The sequence below is a fragment of the Bacillus sp. OV322 genome (genome assembly GCF_900112495.1).
GTDB lineage: Bacteria > Bacillota > Bacilli > Bacillales > DSM-1321 > Peribacillus.
On sequence record NZ_FOMA01000005.1, the window covers coordinates 142,198 to 166,092 of the forward strand.

Below are 23,895 nucleotides of genomic sequence, written 5' to 3' on the forward strand. Positions count from 1 at the left end.
CGGATAAGGTTTTTGATATTAAAGATATAATATATTTACGTTAACTCATAATAGGGAAAGGCCGAAACAATGAAAAATAAATGGGTAAAGAAATTAAAACCTTTTTTGATAATCGCAATAGTTCTATTCGGTCTTTATCTTTCGGTTAGTTATATACTTGATAAACTATTTGAAGATATGTGTGTAAACGAAATTGTTCAAAAGTTACGGTCACCGAATGAAGATAAAGTAGCTTATATTTTCAGAGAGATTGTGGTGCTACAACAGGAACATCATATCAGTTATCACTTTTTGATGTCGATGAGGGGCTACTGAATAAATCTGGAAACACATTTGTTTCAGATAACCAATTTCAAATCAAATGGATTACCAACGATAAATTACAAGTGAATTATAAGAAGTCCTCAGAGACATACGAAATGGATAAAAGTGTAAATTGGACTAAGATTGAATGTAGAGGAAATATTAATAAACGAATTGATAATACACCCTGATAAAGTAATAAGGTTTACTTCAGTAAAATAAGGTATATTATATTTGTTGAATAGATTCTCTTTAATGACAAGAAAAGTATGTGAACAAATTGAGAAAATATAAATTGGCTACCAAAGGTAAGGTAGCTGTGACAAAGTTTCATGAAAAACAGACGCCTGCCAAATTTGATAAAGTGCAGCAACTTGAAAAAATACGCGCGGAGTATTTAAAAAAGAAGCAAAAACAAACAGATAAATAATATGAATGAAAGAAATAGGAAGATTAAAATCTCCCTATTTTTTTCTTATTCCAATTTCTTTTTTCAATTGATGATAGAGTTTATTATTCCCATAAATTTTTCAGATTCGGCAACAAAAAACTCGTCATCAGATATTAATTACTCACTAAAAATTTCAGTAGCAGAATCAATAGACCAGCCGTCATTTTGGATACACCATTAATCTACAGCAGAAATTTTAAAACATTTGGATACGCACTTGGCTTAGGTAGCTGAATAATCGTTTTTGTTAATTAGAATACTGGATACTTTTTAAGAATGTGAAGAATTGTACTTAAAGTAACTGAGTGCGTTTGTTTAAGAAGATAGAGCTGCTTTCGGCAACCTATTTTGTTTTGTCCATACCAAATGCAGGCTGCTTTAATTTTATAATTAATATCATAATGCTATAATAATTCTGTTAAGTAAATCAAATATATTATAGGAGAATTTTAAATGAATCATAATACTAACATTAATATTGGCGGCCTAGATTTTGGCTGGGATTTAGATAAAGGGAAATTCACTTTTGAGGGAGAAGACGCGGTCTTATTCTGGATTTCAAGTGCAATGAAAACCTTTTTTGATACCATTGAAGAAATTTCGGGTGAAGAGGCTACCCAACTTGTGTTTGAGACTACTGGTTATCGCCAGGGGCTTGTGGTTGGTGAATATTTTGAAAGGATGAAGCAATTAAGTGTAATTGAAGCAGCAAAAAGGATTACCAATACATATGCGTCAGCAGGCTGGGGAAGAACAGAAATCAGGGAACTTGATTTTCAATCCAAAACGCTTATTGCAGAGATTAAAGACAGCTGGGAATATAAGATTAACTTAGCTCAGGGGAAAAAACAGAGCGGTTTATATTTAGCGGCTCATTATGCGGGGATTTTCACTGGTTTATTTGGTACGAGAATCTGGTATAGAATTGTGCAAGACCAACTGGAGGGGCATGAATACAGTATTATTGAATATTACCCATCCGATATAACAGTATCAGATAATATCCATGAATTATCGAGGAAGAAAGAGTCAGAACAGATAAAGCAGCTTGAAGTAATGGTTGAACAAAAGACCAAGGAATTAAGGGATTTGGTTAAACAATTATCTTCCCCAGTTATCCCTGTATTAGAAGGCATTGTGGTTGTTCCTCTTCTTGGGAAATATGATGAAGAACGATCTGAAGATTTAATAGCTAATACGCTGTTTAACCTCCCTCAACACCAAGCAAACTTTTTAGTTCTAGATCTAACTGGTTTAGATATGGAAGTAAGTCAGTATACTGCCAACTTTATCGAAAAAATTGGAGCAGCTGCTTCTTTAATTGGTATTAAGACTATATTGGTAGGGATTTCTGCAGAATTGGGAATCACCCTAACTCAATCTGGAATTAACCTTTCAAAATTTGAATGCTTCAGAACCCTCCAGCATGGGATTCACCATGCTTTAGCTGAGGCAGGGAAATCTATTGTATAAAGTAATTAAGACAAGAGGAAACCTCTTGTCAGCTTGTTGAGAAAGCCCTTATTTTTTCTCCACAAGCATTTTTATGGCTAGAACCTCCATCATACGTCATCAAAAAAAAGATCGCCACATACCTAGTAGGCCAGGTATGTGGCGATCTTTTTGTATTCTGACTGTCTGCGTTGAGTTAGTATGACGGTAAATGGAAAGAAGTTCAATCGAAGAACCTGCAAAGTTGTTTCTTACTCCCAAGATCTGACCCCAATAAAGAAGGGATTTCGGTTTTTCTTGTGGATTAGGAACCTGTTAAGTGATAATAAAGTTATTCCGTTAAAGGGCCAAATTGTTAAGAAATGGAGGAAAAGGATTTGTATGAAGATTACAGTCGCCAAGCTTTGCCATCCAGGAAATATAGGGAGTTATTAGGGAGCGCAATTTGTGTTTTTAATTCCAATAATGCGTTCATTATTGAAAATATACTAACTAATGATGAAACGGATGAATATGATTGGCAGCAGTTAATAGATCGTACTTCTGGGGAATTATCGGAACCGGTAAAGAATACCATTACAAAAAATTCAAATACCTTTATTGCTAAGAAATTTAGCGAGATTATTGGGATAAGGAATAGAATTATGCATAGCTTCCAAGTTGCTGCTCCTAGAGGAAGTGGTCTCTCTGAAGATGTAGATAATCAAATATTAGCTACTAAATACAAAAACGGAAAGCAAACCTATATTACACAAGAATTTTTGTATGACTTTATCAAACAGAATGGCGAATTAAGTACCGAACTTCATAAATTTAGAGGACATTAAAATATAAGCCTTCACACTAATGGGCGCATTTGTTGAGCAACATAGGTAAAAATTATCAATCTTTTTTATTAAACTAAAATTTAAATTTATGTATTGGGAGAGGGGAAAGGATAATCTTTCCCTTAATCGGTCTCCAATACGCAATGAAGGTTCACACTAAACACTGATTTAGCGCGAAGTTGTTGGGAATGACGAATTAGGCGGCCTTATAAGGGGATGCCCCCCTTATGAGGCCGCCATTAATTAATGCCCTATATAGTGGCAACTGATTTTTGGATGATGGATTTAGTTGGTATGATGGTTTGACGTTCTGGATTACTTCCCTCCTTAATCCTAGAAAAAAGGACCTTTGCTGCGATATCCCCAAGCTTTTTGACCGGAATCTCCTTACAGGTTAAGGAAGGAGATAGAAATGGATAAATATTAGGGTTGCTATAGCCGACTACAGACAGATCTTCAGGGATTGATATCCCTTTTTCTGCCGCAATTTTATAAATGCTCATGACCTTTAGGTCATCGGTCGCAACAACAGCCGTCGGCATTGTGCCGGCAATAAGCATCTTAGCTGCTAGATGGGCTGCATCTACTGTATAACCGCTGTCAATGATCCTTTCATTATTGACTTCTAAACCATTGGCCCTCATACAGCCTATGAATCCTTCCAGCCGGTCTATTGATACATGATAATCCAGCGGTGAGTGCAGGCATGCAATATCCCTGTGGCCTCTGTCTATCAGGTATTGGGTAAGGTCAAAGCTATCCTGATAGTTGTTTGTATCGACTGAGAATACATTCCTAAAGTTTCCATCTACTTTTCCAATCACCACAATAGGGATATTGAATTGGTCAATCTGCTGGAAAAAGCTTTCATCTGCCGGAGAGCTCAGCATGATAATGCCTTTAATCATCTTTTCTTTTATTTTCGTGACACATTTTTGCAGATCATCCCGGCTGTCTTTTGAAGTCTGCAGGATCAAATCAAAATCCTCTTCTTCGGACATTATTGAGATGGTGTGGATGATTTCCGAGAAAAAGGGATTATTTTCTGTCGTTTTGGCAGGCCGGGAGAGCACCATTAAGGCATCAAAGCCAGAAGAAAGAGCCCTCGCTAATTTACTGGGCTGATAGTTTAATTGCTCAATTGCTTTCAATACACGTTCCCTGGATTCCGGAGAAATATTAGTCTGATTATTCAGCACGCGGGAAACGGTTGATTTTGATACATTTGCTGCACGTGCAATATCGTATATAGTGTGTCCCAATAGAATTCCCCCTCTTAACTATTCCTGCTGGGATGGTTGTATGCGGTTCCAATCAAACGCTAGATTCAAGCTGCAAAGGAGGATAAGGCGTTTTGTCATCGAGAAAGCGGTTTTATTGTAAATTATAGGGTTAATTAATACCTATAGCAACAAAAAGATTTTCACCAGCCTATTTTTCTAAACTAGTTATTATCTAAAAATTTTATATATTGACAGAAAGCGTTTTCTATACTATATTTTTTCTGTGGGAGCGGTTCCACAACTTTTTTTACATCGCTATGGGAGCGGTTCCAAGGAGGAGGCGTACATGATGAACTTAAGAGAAAGACTGTTAAAAATTTATGATGAAAAAGATACAGAATCGATTTTGCCGAGCCTTCAAGAAAAATTGATGGAAGCGGGCAAGAAATCTCTAAGAAAAAGAAAGCAGGACTGGGATCAGGATGATGTGGTCTTAATTACATATGCCGATCAATTTCAAAAGGATGGTCAGCCTGCGCTGACTGCTCTCGAGAAAATGTATGAACAATATTTCAAAGATAAATTCGGGGTTGTCCATCTTCTTCCTTTCTACCCATATTCATCGGACGATGGATTTTCCGTAATAGATTATCAGAAGGTGAATCCGATTGCAGGTGATTGGGGAGATGTTGAAAATCTTTCAAAGAAAACCAGTATCATGTTTGACTTTGTCTGCAACCATATCTCTGCCAAGAGTGATTGGTTTACGGAATATCTCAATGGGAATCCCGATTTCAATCATTTCTTTACTGAAATGGATACCGAAATAGACCTCAGCGCTGTCACAAGGCCGAGGGCAACCCCGGTCCTGACAAAGTTCAGACTGGAGGACGGAACAGAAAGGTATATATGGACAACCTTCAGTGAAGACCAGATTGACTTGAACTTCAGCAACCCCCTGGTCCTGTTGAAAATGATAGATGTTCTACTATTCTATCTTGAAAAGGGTGCAGAATATATCAGACTAGATGCGGTAGGCTTCATGTGGAAAGAACCTGGAACCAGCTGCATTCATTTGGAAAAAACCCATCAGATTGTAAAGCTATTCCGGGATATCGTTGAAGAGGCTGCGAAAGGGACCGTCATTATTACAGAAACCAATGTGCCGCAAAAGGATAACATTTCTTACTTTGGGAATGGCAGTGATGAGGCACATATGGTCTACCAATTCCCTCTTCCTCCGCTGGTCTTGTATTCAATCAATCGCGGAGATGGAAGCGCGCTTACAGAGTGGGCAAGAAATTTAAAAGTGCCGGGTGATAAGACAACCTTCTTTAACTTCCTGGCATCACATGACGGTATCGGGCTTAACCCGATCCGCGGCATCATACCGGAAGAGGAGATTCTGGCTTTAGTAAAGAGTCTTAAAAATGAAGGCGCTTTAGTGAATTACAAGAAAAATCCAGATGGCACGGAAAGTCCTTATGAGGTAAATGTCACCTATATGGACGCCCTGAATAAACAGTTGGATGATGATGAATTGAGGGTGAAGAGATTTCTGGCTGCACATTCCATTCTATTGACGCTGCCGGGGGTGCCTGCCGTCTATATCCAGAGTATGCTAGGATCCCGGAACGATTATGAGGGTGTAAGACGGACAGGGATGAACCGCTCCATTAACCGGGAGAAATATACCCTGGAGGAAATTACAGTTGAGCTGCATGAAGGCGGATCCCTTAGAAATAAAATTTTTACCGGGCTGACAGACATAATTAAAGTCAGGAAAGAGGAAGCACTATTCCATCCGTCGGCAGATATGGAAGTCTTAGATTTGGGAAGCAGAGCGTTTGCGTTTAAACGATTGAACAGCTCAGATGAGGTGCTGACCATCATTCATAACCTGGCAGACGAAACCCTGGACTGCCGTCTATCCGGCAGCTTTCAAAATCTATTGACAGGTGAAATGATAGAGATTACTGAAAAAATCACACTGGACCCATATCAATTTGTATGGTTAAAAACCATTAACTAGGAGGCAAAAGGATGAAAAGGAAAAGCCTGATATTAACAGTAGTTCTGCTTGTAGGTGTGTTATTGAATGCGTGCAGCGGCGGACAAAAGGCCGGTTCAAAAGAAAAGACAACCATTGAGTTTATGCATTCATCTGTTGAACAGGAACGGCTCGCTGTCATCAATAAGCTGGTTGACAAGTTTGAAAAAGAAAATCCAAATATCAAAATTAAGCAGGTACCGGTTGAGGAAGATTCCTACAATACGAAGATTGTAACACTTGCGAGTGCCGGAAAGCTTCCTGCCGTTCTGGAAGTCGGCCAGGACTATGCGAAGGTCATGGATAAAGATGAGCTCATTGATAAAAGTGCTGTTAAAAAAGTCCTTGATAAAGCAGGCAAGGATAATTTCTATGATGGGGCATTGAAGCTGGTTAAGACTGAGGATGGCAAAAGCTATACTGGTGTACCGATCTCTGGATGGGTCCAGGGCATCTGGTATAACAAAAAAATGCTTGCTTCTAAAGGATTGTCAGAGCCAAAAAACTGGGATGATGTATTGAACATTGCAAAAGCGTTTACAGACAACGCCAATAAGAAATACGGAATTGCCATGCCGACTGTTGAAGGCGTTTTTTCAGAGCAGGCACTCTCTCAATTTGCATTATCCAATAATGCGAATGTTCTAAATGGAAAAGGCAAGCTGGATATCGATTCTAAGGAGATGAAAGAAGCCCTGGATTACTACAAAGAATTATCAAAATATACCATGCCGGGCTCTAATGATACGACTGAAGTTAAGGATGCTTTTATGAACGGCACAGCTCCAATGGCTGTCTACTCCACCTATATTCTTCCTTCTGTCTATGAGGAAGGCGACTCAGCGAATATTGGTTTTGCCATCCCGGAGAAAAAGACGAAGGCTGTATTCGGAACTGTATCAGCCATCACGATTTCTTCTGGATTGGATGATGCTCAAAAAGCAGCTGCACAAAAGTTCACTGCATTCCTGTCTAAGCCGGAAAACATGACGTCCTGGGTGCTGATGTCACCTGGAGGTGCACAGCCGGTCAGCAAGGCTGTTACGGAAAATGCCGATTACCAGGCTAATAAAGTTGTCAAATCCTTTGGTGCACTATCAACTGAAATCGCATCCTCCTTCAATGACATTCAAGTCTTTGGATTAGTAGATGGGAAGAATTTCTTGAAAATGGGCGATGTAACAAGCTCGGGTGCTATTCCTAAGCTGGTGAACAACATCACAGTCGGCGGCAAAAGCGTGGATGGTGAGCTGAAAAAGGCTGAAAAGACGATTGAGGACGTACTGAACAAATAATAACAGGGAGGGTATTTACCTAATGGCAATACCCTCTGCTTTTTAACATGGAGGAAAAGTAAATATTGGTCTGCAAAAAGTGCGCCTTTCTTAGGAAGGGAGCCCATTATACCTTAAGGGGGGAGCTTATGAAGAAGAAAAGAAGAGGGAAGTCAGATTTGAAGCTGGCAGCGGTCCTGCTTTTTCCGAGTGTCTTTTTAGTCCTACTGCTGGTCGCATACCCAATGATATCGAATATTCAGATCAGCTTCTTTGATCAGCCAATCAATCCTAGGTTGGACGCTGTTTTCGTAGGACTGAAAAATTATACAGCGATCTTGACAGATGCAGAGTTTTTTAAATCCCTGGGAATTACTTTTTTATATATGATTTTGGCGGTTGCCGGAAGCACAGGGCTGGGGCTTGCCGTCGCGATTTTCTTTAACCGTCCGTTTAAATTCCGGAAAGTTGCCCGTTCATTGATTATCTTATCTTATGTAACACCTTCCATTTCACTAGTCTTTGCCTGGAAATACATGTTCAATAACGGCTATGGCGTTGTTAATTATATCGGTGGAGACCTTCTTCACCTATTTGACAAGGCCCCGCTCTGGTTTGACAATCCAGTCAGCAGCTTCATCCTGGTTGTTCTATTTGCCATCTGGAGGTACTTCCCATATGCGTTTATCTCATTCCTGGCGATTCTCCAGACGATCGACTCCAGTCTTTACGAAGCGGCAGAAATTGACGGGGCATCCATTTGGCAGAAGTTCAAGATTGTTACCATACCGGCCATCATGCCGGTGCTGATTACTGTCATCACCCTGAGGTCAATATGGCTGTTCTACATGTTTACAGATGTATATCTGCTTACAAACAAGGTCAATATCCTTGGCATTTACCTGTATAAGACAGCCTTTGCCTTTAACGACCTTGGTAAAGCAGCTTCAATTTCCGTGATTCTCTTTATTATTCTATCAGTTGTCATTTTAGGATCAAGAAAGCGGGTGAATTTGAATGGCAATGGCTAGCAGTAAAAAGAGCAAAACAGCAAGAAAGATCGCTTTTTATACAGGGCTGGTCATCCTGCTCGTTGTCTCTTTATTCCCATTTTACATTATGATGATGACTTCCTTTAAAAGCTCAAAGGAAGCCGTAGCCACTAATCCGACCTTCCTGCCGAAGGATTGGACATTCAGGCATTATGTGGATATCTTCAATCCGGATATCTTTCCGTATATATCGTATTTCAAAAATAGCTTAATGGTGGCGCTGACCGCGGCCGTACTGGCTGTGTTTATAGGAATATTTGGCGCCTATGCCCTGTCAAAGCTGAAATTCATGGGCCGTACAGTCATTAATGCAAGCTTTTATACCGTATACATGTTCTCGGGGATCCTTCTAGTCGTCCCTTTATTCAAAATCATATCAGGACTTGGGCTATATGATACCAAAACGGCGCTGATTATCACAATGATCGTACAGACTCTCCCTACGGCAATTTTCATGCTGAAAAGCTATTTTGACACCATCCCGGAGGATTTAGAGGAGGCCGCAATGATTGACGGCTTGAACCGGGTGCAGATTATTTTCTATATTGTGATTCCGCTATCCATTTCAGGGATCATTTCCGTATTTGTCTATTCCTTCATGGTAGCCTGGAATGACTATCTGTTTGCATCGATCTTCCTTTCGGATTCCGTGAACTTCACGCTTCCAATCGGCTTGAACTCCTTGTTCAGCACACCTGATTATGTGTGGGGCCGCATGATGGCTGCCTCGCTGGTAACCGCGCTTCCAGTTGTTGTGATGTATGCTATCTCCGAGCACTTCATTAAAGGAAACTTAACTGAAGGCGGAGTAAAAGGATAACCATTTATTTAAATTTGTTGAGAGAAGGTAAATAGAATGAAGAAATTAGTAGCCGCAGAACCAAGATTAGCAGCTTTTGTAGAATATGAAGACCGTGGTATCCAGCCAAATGAAGTAAAAATTTCAGTTGAATTTGCATCCCCTAAGCACGGGACGGAAGTGATTGATTTCCGCGGTCTGACTCCTTTTATGGATGAAAACTTCTCAGAAGAATGGCGCATGTTCATGCCCCGTGAAGAGGGTTCTTCAAAAGGAATCGTGTTCGGTGAATTTCAGCTTGGAAACATGGTTGTAGGCGAAATTGTTGAAGCCGGTTCGGAGGTCACTAGTTATGAGGTGGGAGATACGGTCTGTACGTATGGGCCAATTATGGAAACGGTCACTGTAAAAGCCGTAAATAACCACCGTCTGCGCAAGATGCCAGAGGGAGCAAAATGGCAGAATGCTGTTTGCTATGATCCGGCCCAATTTGCGATGAGCGGCGTCCGCGATGCTAATGTCCGTGCAGGCGATTATGTGGTTGTAGTGGGCCTGGGCGCAATAGGCCAGATTGCCATTCAGCTGGCTAAAAAAGCCGGGGCAAGCCTCGTGGTTGGAGTGGATCCGCTGGCTCATAGACGGGATATTGCGATCCGCAACGGCGCCGATGTCGGCCTTGATCCCACTGCTTGTGATGTAGGCTTTGAAGTGAAAAAGCTCACAAATAAGCTCGGTGCAGACTCCATTATCGAAACAAGCGGAAACGCAGCGGCCTTGCAGGCGGCACTTCGGGGGATTGCTTATGGAGGGACCATTTCTTATGTAGCCTTCGGAAAGGCGTTCCCGGAAGGATTGAATTTCGGACGGGAAGCTCATTTTAACAACGCGAAAATCGTATTTTCCAGGGCAGCAAGCGAGCCTAACCCGGATTATCCGCGCTGGAACAGAAAGCGCATTGAAGATACATGCTGGGAATTATTAATGAACGGATACTTAAATTGTGAGGACATTATTGAGCCTATTGTGACATTCGAAGAGAGTGCGGACGCTTATATGAAGTATATCGATCAGCATCCTGAGCTCAGCATCAAAATGGGCATCGAATATAAAAAATAAGAAATGACCACAATCTCAAGGCCGGCTCCTGGCAGTCCAGCCTTGAGATTCTTATTAGGGAGGAATCATCCATGAAGATTGGTACACAAAATCAGGCTTTTTTTCCAGAATCGATCAAAGAAAAATTCAGGTTTTTAAAGGAAGCCGGCTTCGAAGGGTTTGAAATTGATGGCAGGCTGCTTGTTGATCATTTAGAGGAAGTAAAAGAAGCAATCGCAGAAACTGGAATTCCGGTTACCACGGCATGCGGCGGCTATGATGGATGGATCGGCGACTTTATCGAAGAGCGCAGGCTGAATGGTCTTGCAGAGATCAAGAAGATATTAAAAGCACTGAAAGAGGTTGGCGGAAAAGGAATCGTAGTGCCGGCAGCCTGGGGAATGTTCACCTTCCGCCTTCCGCCTATGGTGTCCCCTAGAAGCCTTGAAGGAGATAGAAAGGCTGTAACAGAATCATTGGTGTACCTTGAGAAGGCAGCTGAAGAGACCGGCACAACCATATTCCTGGAGCCATTGAACCGCTACCAGGACCATATGATCAACACCTTGGCGGATGCTAGAAGCTATATAGAAGAAAATCAATTTAATAATGTTAAGATCATTGCCGACTTCTATCATATGAATATTGAAGAAGATGGTATATCTGAGGCCCTGCATGAAAATCGGGATTTAATCGGCCATATTCATCTGGCAGATAACCACAGGTATCAGCCAGGCAGCGGCTCCATCGACTTCCACAAGCATTTTTCTACCCTGAAGGAAGACGGCTATGATGGATACCTGACCCTTGAATGTAGGATCAGAGGAAATGATCCCAAGGCTGAATACCTGCAGGCTCTGCAGCATTTGAAGGAATCACTGAGGTAAAGAGGGGGTGCATACTGTGAAGAAGAAGGTTGCAATCATCGGCGGTGGGCAGATGGCTGAAAAAATTCACATCCCCTACTATCGTACCCGGGAGGAACTCGAGATTGTGGCAGTAGCAAGCCCAAATCGGGATCGGGCTGGAAGCTTTGCTGAACGGAATGGGATTCCCCGTTTTTATACCTATGTAGAGGAAATGCTCCTTGCCGAAAAGCCAGATATTGTAAGTGTTTGTACACCCAATAAATTTCATTATGAGAATGTGCTGCAGGCACTCTCTCATGGCTGTCATGTATTATGTGAGAAACCTCCCGCCATTTCTGCGGTCCAGGCAAAGCACATGCAGGAGACTGCGGAGAAAAACGGCCGTATCCTTGCATATAATTTTCATCACCGCTTTGCCGAAGATGTACAAGTCATGAGAGAAAAAGTCGCAGAAGGAGTTCTTGGTGATGTCTATGCAGTAAAGGTGCGGGCATTACGGCGCTGCGGAGTTCCCGGTTGGGGGAACTTTACCAATAAGGACATGCAGGGGGGAGGGCCCCTGATTGATCTTGGGGTCCATATGCTGGATGCTGCGCTGTATGTGCTCGATTATCCCAAAGTAGAAAAAGTTACAGCCAAGATGTTTCAGAAGATCGGCAGGAAAAAATGCCATGGCTCACTTGGCGAATGGAATCCCGAAAAGTACGAGGTAGAAGACTCCCTCTTCGGGTTCATTGAACTGGAAGGAGGAGCCTTGCTGCAGCTGGAGACTTCCTTTGCATTAAACATTAAAGAAACCTCTGTCATGAATGTCGAATTCATGGGAGATGAAGCAGGGGCAGTCCTGTATCCTGCCCATATTTATACAGATGAAAAGGGTGAATTATCAACCATACTTCAAAGAAATGAAGCGGATCCGGACAGACAGCAAAAAGCCATGACGGCTTTTGTCGATAAGTGTTTAGACAAGGAGGCCATGGTTGCTGATGCAAGGCAGGGCTGTTTGATCCAGCAGCTCGTCGAAGCGCTCTATCAATCTGCTGAAAAAGGTGAAAGTATATCCTTATGAAAACATTAGTTGAAAACGAATTCAATCTTCATAAACTTAACAAGAATGCAAGCCTAATGACGGTTGGCAATGGATATTTCGGGCTGCGGGCCGCAATGGAGGAAAATTATCCGGGGCAGGTAAGGGGAATGTACGTGGCCGGCATTTACAATAAAGGCTCCGAAAACGAGCCCTCTGACCTGGTCAATCTGCCTGATATTGCCGGGATGAGCCTTGAGCTTGACGGAGAGATTTTCTCATTATCGAGCGGTGAGATCCTCACCTATACTAGAGAACTGGATTTATCGACTGGAGAATTAAGAAGGGAGATTCTCTGGAAAAGCAGATCGGGATTTAGATTTCACTTTCTGTTCCATCGCTTTGCAGCGAAAAATGACCTTCATCTCTATGCCTCTAAGCTGACGGTGACAAGCCTTGATTGTCCTGCAACTTTAAAGGTGGTAACAGGGATTGATGCCCAGCAGACGAATTTCGGGAGACAGCACCTTACTGAAGAAAGCCTTCGTGTACTAGGGGAGGATCTGCTGCAGGGGATATACAAAACGACCCAATCGGGTCACGTGGTGGCTATTGCCGCAAGATGCAGCGTGAATGGTGAAGCGGATATATCCTTCGCGGCTAAGAACAGGCAGCTCATAACCGCAATCAAGATACATCTTCAGGTCAACACACCAGCAGTGGTGGAGAAGACTGGGGTTGTGTTTACGTCGCTGGATAAAGGTCCTGGCGGTCTGGATCCAAAGCGGGCAAGTGAAACGGCCATGAGGGAATACTCCTCCTGCTCCTATGATTCTTTATTGAATGAATCTGCTTTAAAGTGGAAGCAGTTCTGGGATCATAAGCGTGTTGAAATTACTTCAAATAATGAATTCGATCAGCTGGCCATGGATTTTGCCATCTATCACATCGAAATGATGACACCGTCTCATGATAGCCGCTTTAGCGTAGGTGCCAAGGGGCTGACCGGGGAAGGATATAAGGGGCATGTGTTCTGGGATACAGAGATTTTCATCGTTCCATTCCACTTGTTCACAGAACCCGATACAGCCAGGAAACTGCTTTCCTACAGATATAATAATCTGGAGCAGGCGAAGAAAAAGGCGGCAGTCAACGGCTATAGGGGCGCATTATTCCCTTGGGAAAGTGCACTGACAGGAGAAGAGGAAACTCCTGAATGGGCCGCCATCAACATAAGGACGGGCCTTCGGCAGAGGGTGGCTTCGGCTATTGCCGAGCATCATATTGCTGCTGATATAGCCTATGCTGTCGTCAATTATTATGAAGCCACATTGGATGAGGAATTTATGAAAAAGGAAGGCCTGGAGCTACTGAAGGAGACAGCCCGTTTCTGGATCAGCAGGGCTGAATGGGACAATAGTCAGACTGTCATAAAAGATGTGATTGGCCCAGATGAATATACCGAGCATATCGATAATAATGCGTACACCAACTATATGGCGAAATACAATGTTGAGCAGGCGCTCTATTTTATGGAGAAGTATAAGAAGCAGGATGAGCTGCTGGTAAAGCAGGGAAAAGAATTTTTAGAAAGCCTGTATCTGCCCCAGCCTAATGACGAGCAGATCATTCCGCAGGACGATACCTTTCTGAGCAAGCCGGAAATCGATTTGGCCCACTATAAGGAGAATCAAGGCAGCCAGGGAATCCTATTAGACTATTCTCGACAGGAAGTAAATGAAATGCAAATCTTAAAGCAGGCCGACCTGGTCATGCTCCTTTACTTAATGCCCGATTTATTCCCGGATGAAGTGGTTAAGAAAAATCTTAGCTATTACGAAAAACATACAATCCATGACTCTTCCTTAAGCAAGGCCATCCATGCCATTGTTGCTTCACGGGCTGAAGATCAAAAGCAGGCCTACAGTTTTTTCCAGGAAGCGTGCTTAATCGATCTTGGTCCCAATCCACATTCCTCTGACGAAGGGGTACATGCTGCGTCACTCGGAGCGATATGGATGTCTGCTATATTTGGATTTGCAAATGTCTCTATAAAAAATGGGCAATTAAGCTTAACTCCCCGCCTGCCGGCCGAGTGGACGGAACTTTCCTTCCCGCTTACCTTCAGGGGGAACAGGCTGAACGTTAAAATTACCCAGCGGCAGACTGAGATTCGTATGATTTCGGGCAATGATATGCGTATTATGCTGAATGGGGAAGAGCACCTTCTTAAGGATAGAATCACAGCAGCCCTGCTGCAGGGAAACGACTGAACAATCGGGGGGAGAACATGAAAATCGTGATTGCACCAGATTCATTTAAAGAAAGTGTCTCTGCAAGTGAGGCAGCGAGGGCCATAAGGGCAGGGTTCATGCAGGTCTTTCCAGAAGCGGAATATCATCTTCTTCCCATAGCTGATGGGGGGGAAGGCACCATTCACGCCTTGGCAGAAGCAAACAATGGAAGAATGGAAAAAATTTCGGTCACCGGTCCGCTTGGCGGCCGGGTGGAAGCGAGACTAGCTTACTCACAAGACGGAAAAAAAGGGTTTATTGAAATGGCGGAAGCCTGCGGGCTCCATCTTGTGCCTGTTAAAGAACGGAATCCTCTTCATACGACTTCTTATGGGGTCGGCGAATTAATGCTTCATGCTATCGGGCAAGGGGCCTCTGAACTCATTATTGGAGTGGGAGGAAGCTCCACAAATGACGGCGGCATGGGGATGGCTGCTGCCTTGGGCTTTCAATTTTTTGATAAGGATGGACAAGAACTTAAGGGAACGGGCGGAGACTTGTTAAAGGTAACATCCATATCTGGCAAAAATCGTGACAGGCGGCTGGAGTCTGTCAAAATAACGGTAGCTGCCGATGTGGAAAATCCTTTGACAGGAGTTGACGGTGCAGCCTATGTGTATGGCCCCCAAAAAGGGCTGCCGAAGGAAAAACTCGCTGAAATAGATGCTGCCATGAGGCGTTTTTATGATATAGCCGGCAGCTGTATTGGAAGGGATGTTAAGTTCATTCCTGGAAGCGGTGCAGGAGGGGGAATGGGCGCAGGCCTTTTACTATTTGCGAACGCACGCCTTCAAAAAGGAATTGATCTGGTTCTGGATCAGTTAAATATGAAGGAAGTCTGTCAGAATGCCGATTTCGTCATATCAGGAGAAGGAAGAATGGATGGCCAGACCATATTCGGTAAAGCACCGGCAGGAGTCGCAAAGTGCGCACCGCCCCATACAAAAGTCATTGCTATTTGCGGAAGCGTTGGAGAGGGAGCGGAGATTCTATATGAACATGGATTCGATGCTGTATTTCCTACCCTTCCAGATTTAATGCCAATGGAGGACCTTCTGAAGCAGGCTTATAAGAATATAGAGAGAACATCTCGGAATATTGCAGCTTTGCTGCGGAAAGAGGGAACATGGTGAGTGATATAATTGAAGCTGTTGTTTTTGATTTAGATGGAGTAATTACAGATACCGCCCATTTTCACTTCCTGGCTTGGAAGGAGCTTGCAGGTGAAATAGGAATCGAGATTGATGAGGCTTTTAATGAAAGATTAAAGGGAGTCAGCCGAATGGATTCATTGGAGCTCATCCTGCAGGAAGGAAATAGGCAGGATGACTTCCCTACTGAAGAAAAGGAAAAAATGGCTGATAAGAAGAACCTGCATTATTGTGAGTTCCTAAAAGAGCTGACACCGAATGATGTACTGCCAGGTATCCTGCCTTTGTTAGCGGAGATTAAGGCTGAAGGAATCCCTGTCGGCCTGGCCTCTGTTTCAAAGAATGCTGGTACTGTAATAAGGGCACTAAGGTTGGAGGAGCAATTTGACTATATTGTCGATGCTGCGAAAATCAAAAGATCAAAACCAGATCCTGAGATCTTCCTGACCGCCTGCAAGAAGCTCCAGGCGAATCCAGAAAAATCGATAGGAATTGAAGATGCCCAGGCAGGAGTAGACGCCATTAAGGCAAGCGGCATGTTTGCTGTAGGGGTGGGAAGCACCCTTGAAAAAGCAGATCTAAAATTAAATTCATCAGACCAACTTCAATGGAGTGAAATTAAGGATCAGTTTGTTAAATGGAATCAACAAAAAGGAGTACCCCGCGTTTAATTGGGGTACTTTTTTTAGGTGAGCATAAATGGCCAGAGGTAATAATAGTAATCAACTCCTGGTAAATGGTACAGAATATGCCTTAGAACAACTGGAAATTGAAATTGTTCAGGAATTCGGGGTACAGTTGGGGGCGTTAGTTGAAGTACACCTGGCTGGGGTTTTCCCAACTGCTATTTGAATTTCTCCAGTTTGAGGATTACGACCTGTACGCGCAGCACGTTCGCGTATTTCAAAGTTATCGAAACCAAGTAATTGATCTTTATCGCCTTTTTTTAGGGCATCTAATATCGCATCAAACATTTCTTCTAATGTTTCTAAAAGAATTAAACAATTTATTCGTTATGGGGCTATAGAGCAGGTTGAACCCGGAGTCTATAAGTTAATTAATAAGGAGGAAGAAGCCAATGTGTGTTTATCCATTTCTAAAAACGGGGATATGATACTAAACAATAAAGAGGAGGAGACATTTTATGAAACTCGAAGTTTTGTGTAACGTAGAGAATTGTACGTACTGGGCCGAAGGGAATCAATGTGTTGCCGACTCCATTTATGTCGTGGGCCTTGATAACAATGATGCTGACAATGTTGCGGAAACGGCTTGTAAAACCTTTGAACATCGCTAACAATAATCGATTCAGAATGGACCGGACGGCTGATGCCGCCCGTTTTTTTTTGGAGAAATAGGGACATTCCCCCATTGGTATGAGTGATGCTAGTTTCCTTTGTCTCCAAACTGGGGATTGGATATAAATTGGTAATCAATTTAAAAGTTTATTAAATAATATTATTTAAGCATGTATCTATGTATGTGGTGATGGGGAAATTCTGCGGAATTAAATAGCTTTAAAGCGAAGGAAAAAGATGACAAATGAAAAGTTATTTATACTTGAAAGTACACTAAACAACAATGTGATTAAAGTGCTTAATGGTATAAATAACTTAAGCGGACGAACACAATAGGATTTTTGAAAGAAACTCGTAAAATTAAATAAAAAAATAGAGGTGTTTAAATGAGGATAAGAAAAGCTGTGCTAACCGAGTACACTTTGATAGTTGAAAACCACATATGTCCCCAAACTATCATTGAAAATATTTTTTTGTTGTAGTTCTTCAATGATTGGTTTAACCAATAATTTTCCTAACCCATTTCCTTGATACTCTTTTAGAATATAAATAGCATATAATTCACCAGTGTAAACAGGATATTTATCAGATCTTTCTTTACCACCAGAAGAAAATCCAAATTTTCCCTTCCTCATTTATTGAACACTACTTTAAATCAGATGGGAATGAGAGCGCTTTTCTACCGAACTCATGTCCAACAGGTTGCATAGCATTTTCCACCACACGATTCATCTATGCGTAAAATATCCGTACGTAATTATGTATAGAGGATCTTCGGTCTAAGCGAGTTAAAGGAGTCCTCGTATACAACCCTTCTCTTCAATTTTTTTGTTTTAGGTGCATAGTTGAGGATCAAAGCTGTAAATTAGGCCGGTTTTCTTGTTTAACTAAAGGAGCAAGCTGGAAAAAGAAGGGGATTTACCGGTTTTTATTGAAGTTTAACATAAAACTTCTAAAAGTATAGGTGAGGATTATATGTGGAAACAAATATTTGTAGAAACAACCAGAGGAAGATTTGAAGTCTTTACTCAGGGCGAAGGAGAACCACTTTGTGTGACTCATTTCTATGCGGTATATAATGAGACAGGCGATTACTTTGCAGAAACTTTTATAAGTACAAATAAAGTGATCTTAGTTAATCTTAGAGAAGCAGGAAATTCAGAAAAATCATCCCAGCCATATGAATTAAGCTTGTTAGAATCTGTATTTGACTTAGAAGCAATTCGTGAAGCATTAGGGTTTAATAAATGGGGATTTGCAGGTCATTCCACGGGAGGAATGCTAGGGGTAGTTTACGGCATTTACTGCTCAAACCATTTAAAATTTAATGTTATTGTTGGTGCGGCTGCAAGAGAGTATATGACATTTTCTCCAGAATGCATTTACAATGAAGAACATCCTAAATTTAATAAAATGCAGATGTTGATTGAAGAGCTAAAGCGTTCTGATTTACCCTTACAGACAAGAAGGGAACTTACTAAGGAGCGAATAAAATTATCCTTATTTAAGCCTGAGAGTTATGATGAAATTTTTCCATTTAATGTACATAAAAAAATGTCGTCAATTAGAATGAATTGCTTTAGCAGGGAGCTTCAAATATTTGATGTAACTAGAAAGCTTAAACTAATTTCAACACCAACTTTAATAATTTGCGGCAAGTATGACGTACAATGCCCTTTAACATACTCATTAGAAATGAATGAGTTAATACCTCGTTCAACTTTGATCATATTTGCAATGAGTAATCATTACCCGTTTTTAGAAGAACCGAACCGATTTAAGGCTGAAATAAAAACCTTTATTAAAGAAATCATTTAATCAGCCTAACTGGGTATACCAGTCCCATTCAGTATAATACGGCATTTAATACAACCTCGCATAGGATGTGTACTTTAAACAGAGAAAACAGCATCAGAAGGAGCATATCATGCCCTATCACCTACGAACTATTAGAAGAAATAGAAAAAGGGCAAAAATAAGTTATTATAAAATGATCCAAAAACTAAAGAGAGTATGGTGTGAAGGCTCGTTTGGAACCATGAAAATCAAGCAAAATTTATATATGACATATAAAAGCGGCATTCAAAAAACCCATGAATAATGCCTCTTTTCAACGTTGGCACTAAATTTAAAACGAATGATAAAAGTAATGTAGTAGCAACAAAATACATAGATACATACTTAAACAAGCTTTAACAACAAAAAATCAAAATGGGGAAGGAGCAAAAGCTCTTTCTCTCCGTTTTGGTGTGCCAGGCATATTCATCAACTAGACGTAGAAAGTCCGTTATGGGTGTTGGGATATACGAACCATTAGCCGGCTGCGAGCCTGCCGCTGGAAAGAGTGGAAGAAAACGAAAACAAAATATAAAAACTTGAGGAAACTCAGGATAGAGAGGGAGGAAGCTTATAAAAACGCCAATACCCGTAAGTGATACTGGCGCCTTTCCATTACTCCGGCATTACATCAAGCAATGAACAACAAATACTGGGTTAAACATGGATTGAAAAGCCTTCAGACAGTTATTTTATAAACTTTCGAACCGCCGTATACCGAGCGGTACGTACCGTAGGGTGAGAGGTCGGCGCGGTGACGCGCCTCCTACTCAATTCAACAACCTCCATTTGCCCACTTTTTTTAAATTAAAAACTTTTTCAATTCTATTTCATCTCTTAATGGAATATCAAATAATCCTTTTTTTGGAATCTGAGGTTTTATCCTTCTAGCAGCCTCCACTGCATTATTTATAATTCGAGATAAAATAAACCCTCTTTTTTGATAAAATTTTAAAGCATTTAGATTATCGTTAGTCGTGACTAACTTCAATACTTTACAATTATTCTCTAATGCAAATTTCTCTACTTGTTGAACTAGTGCCGTACCAATTCCTCTACCTTCTTTTAGACTATCTAAGGAAATAATTTCACATTCATTGTTCATAATTTTATAAGTAATTAAGCCTTCAATCTCTTCGTTGTTCAAGAAAGAAAAACCCTCTAATTCACAGCAATCATAAACACCACTTGAAATAACCATTTTTGTACTTCCCCAATGAAGCTTAAAAAACTCTGTTATCTTTTCTTGAGCAACATCTTTTGTTGACGAAATATTCATCCAATAATCTCCTTAAGACCATTCTGTATAACTTTTATTTATAATATATTTTCTATGTCTAAGTTTAATGTCCTTCTTTCACTCCCCGTTAGCATTCCTTTAGATGGTTATATTGAACTTTGAAAAAACAGAGCCTCTCAGTAAGATATGAGTATAGACACCAATCTAACTCAAAAACCTTAGGAGGAACCTTTACTATGAAGTTTAAAATGCAAGATATGCAAAATAACTTAAAAAAAGAATTTCCGATATACACCTCGGTTTTGTGGTGTGTACATCGCTCAACACTCGAGCAGTGAATTTCCGTGGAATCGTAGTCGGCAATCCTCTTACATTTTAAAATAACGAAGATGGATTTACTATTTTTTTGAAGTGGATTTAAGAACTAAAAAGGAATAAAGAGAATCGAGATAATACTCAGTAAAAAACCGATATAAAAGATGCACTCGTTATCGCCGATGGTGAAGAATGGTTTTATGCCATCGTTTGTCCGACTTCTGCATCATTTCAACAACTTCGAGTTCTTATGTCTAACCGTGACGTGTTTGTTAAGCGTCTCGTAATTTCATATAATCAATCCACTATCCCGACAACACCCCAAGTTAAGAGCCATAGGGAGATTGGAATTAGTAGAAAAAGAAAAGCTTGTAACCAGCTAAAGCCTGTGTTTTTTTCTTTTCTAGTATTTTATCGATTATAAAGAATGTAATGGCAGCGATAAGGCTATACGGAATAAGTACAAGTCCAAATAGAATGTGCAGTATCCCAGAAATAATCAGCACCATATATAGGTTATGCCTCTTCTTTGCTAGGAACTATGCAATTGTATCACTAATAATTGATATTATTACCCCATATATAAGAACTGCTGGAAATAAATACAATAAGAAAATATTAGGTATTGCAGCCGTTGAAATAAAATAGTTTTGACTGCATGATTCCCTATAAAAGGTTGGCATTATAAAGGATAGGACTAAGGCAAATAACGTACTGGAAACAGACGCAGATACAATCTTTCTAGAAAACATTCCTTCACCTCACCTTTAAATTATTAAACCATAAACAAAGATCCTTTAGGAACTTATTTACATATCTCTGAATTTGAGAATTTGATTCCTTGGTGTAACTAACGGGTGCGATTGTTGAAGATCGTCTGGCTGCTACGGCAGCCTTTCTCCTAGTTTATTAAAACGAATAATATTTATATTAATAAATCTAAGATTTTAGCTGAAAAGGAGCGAAGAATATGTTCTTGTTATGGATTGCTGGATTCCTAGCTGCTGTGATTTGTGTCACCAATCCTATCCCTCCGATGACTAATGTTGAACGTGGTGCCTATATAAAACAATATATTGACACCTATGGGGATCCTCTTAGAGACTGGAGCTTGTATGATATTCATCATATACAGCCTAGAGAATATGAGGCACCAACGCTTTTGATAATCTTATGCCAGTCTTGAGAGACCCTAACCACTACAATATAACCGGTTGGTTTAAAGGCTATTAAGCCGTATTAACATATCTCTGGAGGAATTTTACATTGGACTCAACTATATCTGATATACTTTCCGGGTTAAAAAAAAGATTAAATAATGGAAAAATGCTTATACAGAGTACAGATGGGTATTGTTATGAAGCAGAATGTTTGTTTAATGAACCTGCAACGATAAAAAATCTTGAACAACTGCAGAATAAAACACCATTCATTCTTCCGGAAGATTACAGGCACTTCTTATCGCTTTATAATGGTATAACTCTGTTTAAGGGTGTTTTTGAAGGACAAATTGAGCTGTACAGAGTTGAGGACATCCCAACTCATTATAAAACATTTTATGAAGCATTTTATTCTTACCTGGAAGACGACTTAAAAGACTCTTTCCCAATTGGATACTATACAGATTTGGGAATGATAATGATTAATAACACCAAAGTGAAAAAGGGTGAAAAAGATTATATGTGGGTTACATCCCTAGATCCTATTATCTTTTCTTATAATTTTCAAACATGGTTAGATAGAACAGTAATGGCACAAGGTAACCACTATTGGACCTGGTGTAAATAACAACCTTATAAGGTATATGACCACTGAGCAAGGCCCTGAGCCTTGTTCTATCTCAAGTTCTCCTCTAATTTTTCCAGGAAGAAACGTGACAAAGGTTTCTACGTATGATGGAGCAGAATCAACCTCTATAGACAGCCTTTCAGTGTAGGGAAGTACCTGATCATATAAGCCTTCAGCTATTTCGGAGTTTGAAACAATAAAGTCATTCAATTTAATTTCCTTATCTTTCATTCTTTATCCTCTTATATAGTTTAGGATGGGCGTATGAACGTTAACCATTTCGTGAGGACTCCTAGAGGTTACATACGAAGGGGTTTTTACTGTAACTCTATGTAACTATACCTTTTTTCTTCTATTAAGAAAGTAAATGGAAAAAAGTTTATCAAAGAATTGAAGACAATAGTGATGATGCAGATTTTGTTGGTGAAATTGACAAAGAAATTATTGAAGCTGCAGAACAAAAACTGGAAGTGAAATTTACATATAGCTATTATCAGTTTTTGAAAAGATTTGGTTTAGGGGACATATTCTCAGAGGAAATTTATGGTTTAGGAACTGAGTAAACGGGATTTCCAAATATGTATGGATTACTCAATTGTTCAGACAGGAGTATAAACTGCCTAAACAAATTTTTTACTAAACCTATTAGAAGATTCCATGTAATCCGTATATAATCACTGTTTTAATATAGGTATTAAAACTGACACAGACTGTAGACAAATTCCCAAAACGGGTTTTCCTACAGTCTTCTTTATTTTGTAAAAGAACTACATTTCACTCAATTACTCCGGGACAAAGCATATAAAGAAGTGGAATGGCTTTACCAGCGAAAGTTAAAGAGTTATACATTCTTAAGGAAGGAAAAAAACGATAAAAACTACTAATGAGCATTCATTTTGGATTCATGGTTAAGATTGGGTTCTAACTAAGGATTTAAAAGTAGGAGATTCTCTAGAAGATGAGAATGGCAAACTTCTTAAAATTAATACTATCAGGATACATTCACAAAAAGCATAACTTTGTAAAGTAAAAATAAATTTCACGTTAAAGCGTGAAGTTGTTATAAAGAACTAGATTCCTCCATTTTAAGAACCAATCATTTAATTCATAAAATAGCGTTAAATCGTTATCAAGATCAAACCATTCATGAATATATTTTACAATCTCTTCCCATTTCCGCTTTTCAATAGGTCTAGAATCATTTAGGAATTGAACAACCATTTGTTTATTATTATTACGCTTACCTATACTATGGACCGAAATTCCCCAATGGCAATAACTTTTGTAATTAAATCGTTCTCTATTTCGAACATGCATTCTTTTTTTTCCTTGTCAGATAGCCTAGGTTAGCATTCATGTCGAAATGTTCAGGTAATGTGATTACATTAACATCATTGAATTCATGACATGTCACTTTTTCATTCTCCTCATCTTATTACGATTTTCTATACTATTTACAAGATAATTCTAAAAAAACTCACTCTGATTGTAATTTTACTTTATCACATAATAATCTTTACTAATTTTGTTATCTTGCTATTACATTCTAAA

At 40.1% G+C, this 23,895-nt stretch carries 22 protein-coding genes and 2 pseudogenes; 17 read left to right on the plus strand and 7 right to left on the minus strand.

The genetic code is table 11. From position 1 onward, the window contains the following. Positions 1 to 1,207: 1,207 nt before the first annotated feature. Entirely contained in the window at positions 1,208 to 2,227 is a 1,020-nt protein-coding gene (locus BM126_RS13425) for an STAS domain-containing protein (protein ID WP_090989969.1), read from the plus strand. Positions 2,228 to 2,583: 356 nt separating this feature from the next. Further along, positions 2,584 to 3,033 carry a selenium binding protein gene (locus BM126_RS13430; RefSeq protein ID WP_090989970.1) on the plus strand — a complete coding sequence of 150 codons (450 nt, stop codon included), beginning with the start codon at positions 2,584 to 2,586 and terminating at the stop codon, positions 3,031 to 3,033. Positions 3,034 to 3,284: 251 nt separating this feature from the next. Here BM126_RS13430 and BM126_RS13435 read toward each other — a convergent pair whose 3' ends face one another. Continuing rightward, the gene (locus tag BM126_RS13435) at positions 3,285 to 4,295 is read right to left on the minus strand and encodes a LacI family DNA-binding transcriptional regulator (protein WP_090989971.1); all 1,011 of its coding nucleotides are present in this window, start codon (positions 4,293 to 4,295) and stop codon (positions 3,285 to 3,287) included. 307 nt (positions 4,296 to 4,602) lie between these two features. Here BM126_RS13435 and BM126_RS13440 point away from each other — a divergent pair, with 307 nt between their 5' ends. From BM126_RS13440 to BM126_RS22415, 11 genes are all read left to right on the plus strand, one after another. Then, positions 4,603 to 6,288 carry a sugar phosphorylase gene (locus BM126_RS13440; protein ID WP_090989972.1) on the plus strand — a complete coding sequence of 562 codons (1,686 nt, stop codon included), beginning with the start codon at positions 4,603 to 4,605 and terminating at the stop codon, positions 6,286 to 6,288. An 11-nt stretch (positions 6,289 to 6,299) separates the two neighbouring features. Continuing rightward, entirely contained in the window at positions 6,300 to 7,601 is a 1,302-nt protein-coding gene (locus BM126_RS13445) for an ABC transporter substrate-binding protein (protein ID WP_090989973.1), read from the plus strand. A 128-nt stretch (positions 7,602 to 7,729) separates the two neighbouring features. Then, positions 7,730 to 8,611, plus strand: a complete 882-nt coding sequence (locus BM126_RS13450; protein ID WP_090989974.1) for a carbohydrate ABC transporter permease — start codon at positions 7,730 to 7,732, stop codon at positions 8,609 to 8,611. After that, positions 8,604 to 9,452: a carbohydrate ABC transporter permease gene (locus BM126_RS13455; RefSeq protein ID WP_371261446.1), complete on the plus strand. Its 849-nt coding sequence runs from the start codon at positions 8,604 to 8,606 to the stop codon at positions 9,450 to 9,452. Before BM126_RS13450 ends, BM126_RS13455 begins: the two co-directional genes overlap by 8 nt. A gap of 36 nt (positions 9,453 to 9,488) precedes the next feature. Beyond that, positions 9,489 to 10,547: a zinc-dependent alcohol dehydrogenase gene (locus tag BM126_RS13460; protein WP_090989976.1), complete on the plus strand. Its 1,059-nt coding sequence runs from the start codon at positions 9,489 to 9,491 to the stop codon at positions 10,545 to 10,547. Between the two features lie 71 nt (positions 10,548 to 10,618). Beyond that, the gene (locus BM126_RS13465; protein WP_090989977.1) at positions 10,619 to 11,413 is read left to right on the plus strand and encodes a sugar phosphate isomerase/epimerase family protein; all 795 of its coding nucleotides are present in this window, start codon (positions 10,619 to 10,621) and stop codon (positions 11,411 to 11,413) included. Positions 11,414 to 11,429: 16 nt separating this feature from the next. Beyond that, positions 11,430 to 12,464: a Gfo/Idh/MocA family protein gene (locus tag BM126_RS13470; RefSeq protein WP_218154473.1), complete on the plus strand. Its 1,035-nt coding sequence runs from the start codon at positions 11,430 to 11,432 to the stop codon at positions 12,462 to 12,464. Further along, positions 12,461 to 14,695, plus strand: coding sequence for a glycoside hydrolase family 65 protein (locus BM126_RS13475; protein WP_090989978.1), 2,235 nt, complete (start codon positions 12,461 to 12,463; stop codon positions 14,693 to 14,695). Before BM126_RS13470 ends, BM126_RS13475 begins: the two co-directional genes overlap by 4 nt. Before the next feature lie 17 nt (positions 14,696 to 14,712). Beyond that, positions 14,713 to 15,849, plus strand: a complete 1,137-nt coding sequence (locus tag BM126_RS13480) for a glycerate kinase (RefSeq protein WP_090989979.1) — start codon at positions 14,713 to 14,715, stop codon at positions 15,847 to 15,849. Then, the gene (gene pgmB, locus BM126_RS13485; protein ID WP_218154474.1) at positions 15,846 to 16,538 is read left to right on the plus strand and encodes a beta-phosphoglucomutase; all 693 of its coding nucleotides are present in this window, start codon (positions 15,846 to 15,848) and stop codon (positions 16,536 to 16,538) included. The genes BM126_RS13480 and pgmB overlap by 4 nt, the downstream gene beginning before the upstream one ends. A gap of 28 nt (positions 16,539 to 16,566) precedes the next feature. After that, entirely contained in the window at positions 16,567 to 16,719 is a 153-nt protein-coding gene (locus tag BM126_RS22415; protein ID WP_177201425.1) for an alpha/beta-type small acid-soluble spore protein, read from the plus strand. On the opposite strand, the pseudogene BM126_RS13490 reads toward BM126_RS22415, so the two are convergent. Next, a pseudogene (locus tag BM126_RS13490) lies at positions 16,647 to 16,838 on the minus strand (HU family DNA-binding protein); the annotation flags it as partial. The gene BM126_RS22415 and the pseudogene BM126_RS13490 overlap by 73 nt on opposite strands. Before the next feature lie 173 nt (positions 16,839 to 17,011). Between BM126_RS13490 and BM126_RS13495 the strand changes: the two are divergent. Beyond that, the gene (locus BM126_RS13495; RefSeq protein ID WP_090989982.1) at positions 17,012 to 17,164 is read left to right on the plus strand and encodes a DUF1540 domain-containing protein; all 153 of its coding nucleotides are present in this window, start codon (positions 17,012 to 17,014) and stop codon (positions 17,162 to 17,164) included. A gap of 408 nt (positions 17,165 to 17,572) precedes the next feature. Here the strand turns inward: BM126_RS13495 and BM126_RS13500 are convergent, their stop codons facing one another. Further along, a complete protein-coding gene (locus BM126_RS13500; RefSeq protein ID WP_090989983.1) occupies positions 17,573 to 17,800 on the minus strand; it encodes a GNAT family N-acetyltransferase in 228 nt (75 codons plus the stop codon). A gap of 340 nt (positions 17,801 to 18,140) precedes the next feature. Between BM126_RS13500 and BM126_RS13505 the strand changes: the two genes are divergently transcribed. Continuing rightward, the gene (locus BM126_RS13505) at positions 18,141 to 18,983 is read left to right on the plus strand and encodes an alpha/beta fold hydrolase (protein WP_090989984.1); all 843 of its coding nucleotides are present in this window, start codon (positions 18,141 to 18,143) and stop codon (positions 18,981 to 18,983) included. Positions 18,984 to 19,803: 820 nt separating this feature from the next. Here BM126_RS13505 and BM126_RS13510 read toward each other — a convergent pair. Both BM126_RS13510 and BM126_RS22420 read right to left on the minus strand, forming a co-directional pair. Further along, entirely contained in the window at positions 19,804 to 20,280 is a 477-nt protein-coding gene (locus BM126_RS13510; protein WP_090989985.1) for a GNAT family N-acetyltransferase, read from the minus strand. A gap of 626 nt (positions 20,281 to 20,906) precedes the next feature. Further along, positions 20,907 to 21,065 carry a hypothetical protein gene (locus BM126_RS22420; protein ID WP_177201426.1) on the minus strand — a complete coding sequence of 53 codons (159 nt, stop codon included), beginning with the start codon at positions 21,063 to 21,065 and terminating at the stop codon, positions 20,907 to 20,909. 757 nt (positions 21,066 to 21,822) lie between these two features. Here BM126_RS22420 and BM126_RS13520 point away from each other — a divergent pair. Then, complete coding sequence (locus tag BM126_RS13520; RefSeq protein WP_090989987.1) at positions 21,823 to 22,344, plus strand: SMI1/KNR4 family protein; 522 nt, start codon at positions 21,823 to 21,825, stop codon at positions 22,342 to 22,344. Here BM126_RS13520 and BM126_RS21960 read toward each other — a convergent pair. Further along, on the minus strand, positions 22,291 to 22,575 hold the full coding sequence (locus BM126_RS21960; protein WP_141770072.1) for a hypothetical protein: 285 nt from the start codon (positions 22,573 to 22,575) through the stop codon (positions 22,291 to 22,293). The genes BM126_RS13520 and BM126_RS21960 overlap by 54 nt on opposite strands. A 158-nt stretch (positions 22,576 to 22,733) precedes the next feature. Between BM126_RS21960 and BM126_RS23340 the strand changes: the two genes are divergently transcribed. After that, positions 22,734 to 22,907, plus strand: a complete 174-nt coding sequence (locus BM126_RS23340) for an SMI1/KNR4 family protein (protein ID WP_090989988.1) — start codon at positions 22,734 to 22,736, stop codon at positions 22,905 to 22,907. Positions 22,908 to 23,445: 538 nt separating this feature from the next. Here the strand turns inward: BM126_RS23340 and BM126_RS13530 are convergent. After that, positions 23,446 to 23,758: pseudogene (locus tag BM126_RS13530) on the minus strand (DNA-3-methyladenine glycosylase); the annotation flags it as partial. Positions 23,759 to 23,895 lie beyond the last annotated feature (137 nt).